Genomic DNA, 2,626 nt, shown 5'->3' on the forward strand with positions numbered 1-2,626 from the left:
GCCAATCTCGTGCCAGTCGCGGGCACGATCGTGATGGCCATGCAGAGGGCCAGGAGGAATGCTGAAATACGTTTCTTCAAGTGGTCCACATTCTTACAGTGGCAAACATGAACCAGTCCCGTCACGGGGTTGCCACAGACGAAGCTCACGCTGGCGAAGGGCCTTGCCATGGGCCTCGAGTTCAAGATGGGTAGCGAGATCCTGCGCACGGTCATCGCCCGCGACTGGCACGAGATTGGCACCGTCGCGGACAGCATCGCCCTGAGGGCTGCCCTCACCTTCCTTATCCACCGGGAGATCAAGGAAGAGGAGAAGGAGGCCAAAAGCGAGGGGAGCCAGGCCCTCGAGGGGTAGCGGTTCCGGGCGGGCTGCGGGTTTGGGCGAGCCGTAGCCACGGGTCCCGGGCGGACGACGCCCTCGGGCAAGTCCCATCCACAAGCAACGCCAGGTGATGGCGCCCCGGGTGGCGTGGTATTCCGCCGTCCGGGGCGCTAAACTCTCTTGCGGACAAACCTACGAGAGGAACCGACTCCATGCGTACCGATGACTTTGACTATCCGCTGCCAGACGAGCTGATCGCCCAGGCGCCCGCCGAGCCCAGGGACTCCTGCCGCCTGCTCGTCCTGCATCGCGACGGTGGCGCGGGCGTCACGGGCAGCGCCTCCGCAATCGCCGACGGCGGCTCCGTCGAGCACCGCCACTTCTACGACATCCTCGACTACCTCGAGCCGGGCGACCTGCTCGTTGCCAACAAGACCCGCGTCATGCCCGCCCGCCTCGTGGGCCGCAAGGCCCAGACCGGCGGCGTCTCCGAGACCCTGCTGCTCAAGCGCCGCGAGGACCTCGACGCCATGGGCCACGTCTGGGAGTGCCTCGTGAACCCTGGTAAGCGCCTGAAGCCCGGTGCCCTCATCGAGTACCGCGCGGGCGGCCTGCACGCTCCCGAGAGCGCACCCGTGGTGCTCACCGGCCAGATCGTCGACTTCGTCGAGGACTCCAAGGGCGGTCGCCTCGTGCGCTTCGAGCCCCAGGGCGCAGACGAGGCCACCGGCGAGCCGCGCACGCTCGACGCCGCCATCCACGCCGCGGGCCACGTGCCCCTGCCGCCCTACATCACCAGCTACGAGGGCGACCCCGAGAAGTACCAGACCGTCTACGCCATGCACGAGGAGCACTCGGCCGCGGCGCCCACGGCGGGCCTGCACTTTACCCCCGAGCTCATCGAACGCCTCAAGGAGCACGGCATTGGCTGGGCCACCGTCGAGCTCGAGGTGGGCATTGACACCTTCCGCCTCGTCGAGGAGGACGACCCCACCCAGCACGTTATGCACACCGAGCGCTACCACGTGACCCAAGACGTGGTCGACGCCGTGCATGCCACGAAGGCCGCGGGCCACAGGGTCGTTGCCGTGGGCACCACGGCGGTGCGCTCGCTCGAGAGCGCCTTTGACGCCGAGGCCCCTGCCGCCGCGCCCGCCATGGTGGCGCGCCGCTTCGCCGGCCGCCCCGACTCGGCCGACACGCTCGGTCGCGGTGACATCGTGGTGCGCGAGAACGCTACCACGCAGCTCTACCTCATGCCCGGCAGCACCTACCACGTGGTCGACGCGCTCATCACCAACTTCCACGTGCCGCGCTCCACCCTCATGATGCTCGTCTCGGCCCTGGCCACGCGCGAGCAGATCATGGACGCCTACGCCGCGGCCATCGACGAGCGCTATCGCTTCCTGAGCTTTGGCGACGCGATGCTCATCGAGTAGGGGACACCAATAAATTCGAGGTGGGGTACCCTGTCTCACGAGAAGCGGCCCGAGCGCGTTGAGCGTTCGGGCCGCTTGCCTTGGAGCGGGGCGGATGTGATAAAGGGCTCTGGCCCCTCTGCTACCCGGCGACGGCGAACAGGACGACGAGCAGGACGATGACGACGGCCGCGCCCGCGAGGGCGTAGACGACCATGCGCGTGTGCTGCGTACGCTCGCGCACCGCGTCCTCCTCGGCGGCGAGGCGCTCGGTGAGCGCGCGCTGCTCGTCGAGTTGTGCGTGGGCCTCGCCCTCGCGCTCGGCGAGCTGCTCGGTGAGCTCGGGGTGGGCGTGGATCTCGCGCGCCTCCTCGAGCGCAGACGCGGCGGCCTGGCTGCGACCGCTGGCGTCTTCGAGCTCGACGTTTGCCTCCTCGAGCTCGCCGTTCAGCGCGAGAATCGCCTCGCCGACCTCGTCCTCCTCGTCGCTGGCGCGCTTGCTCAGGCGCTTGTGCTCGTCGCGGCGCGCCTGGTCGATGGAGCCGGCCGCCTCGAGGTCTGCCTCGGCCTCCTCGAGCGACTTGCGCTGCGTGTAGAGGTGCGTCTGGGCAATCTGGAGCGCCTGCTGGGTCTCCTGGTCCGTGCGGGTGACCTCCCCGCGGGCGCGCTCCAGCGCGGCGAGCGCGGCGGCTACCTCGCCGCTCTTGGACGTGACGTCGCGAGCGCCGGCCGATGGGTTGCGCCTGGCCTCGGCGAGCTGGTCCTGGAGCTTGGCGAGCTTGTTCTGCGCGCTCACGGCCGCGCGCTGGGCGGCCTGCAGCTTGGAGTCGCGGCTGGCCTGCGCCTCGTTTGCCTGCGCCTGCGCCACCTTGAGGGCACGCCTGGCC

The 2,626-nt window shown here is 69.3% G+C and carries 3 protein-coding genes; 2 read left to right on the top strand and 1 reads right to left on the bottom strand.

What is annotated here, in order from left to right; translation table 11 throughout:
• The first annotated feature begins 129 nt into the window (after nucleotides 1-129).
• Together AC1VTH_RS07775 and queA are read left to right on the top strand one after the other, a co-directional pair.
• The gene (locus AC1VTH_RS07775) at nucleotides 130-354 is read left to right on the top strand and encodes a DUF1622 domain-containing protein (RefSeq protein ID WP_481335570.1); all 225 of its coding nucleotides are present in this window, start codon (nucleotides 130-132) and stop codon (nucleotides 352-354) included.
• A 179-nt stretch (nucleotides 355-533) separates the two neighbouring features.
• Nucleotides 534-1,760, top strand: coding sequence for a tRNA preQ1(34) S-adenosylmethionine ribosyltransferase-isomerase QueA (gene queA / locus AC1VTH_RS07780; RefSeq protein ID WP_481335572.1), 1,227 nt, complete (start codon nucleotides 534-536; stop codon nucleotides 1,758-1,760).
• Nucleotides 1,761-1,881: 121 nt separating this feature from the next.
• Here the strand turns inward: queA and AC1VTH_RS07785 are convergent.
• On the bottom strand, nucleotides 1,882-2,626 hold a 745-nt coding region (locus AC1VTH_RS07785; RefSeq protein WP_481335574.1), incomplete at its 5' end, for a hypothetical protein.

The organism is Parolsenella sp. (assembly GCF_982402205.1).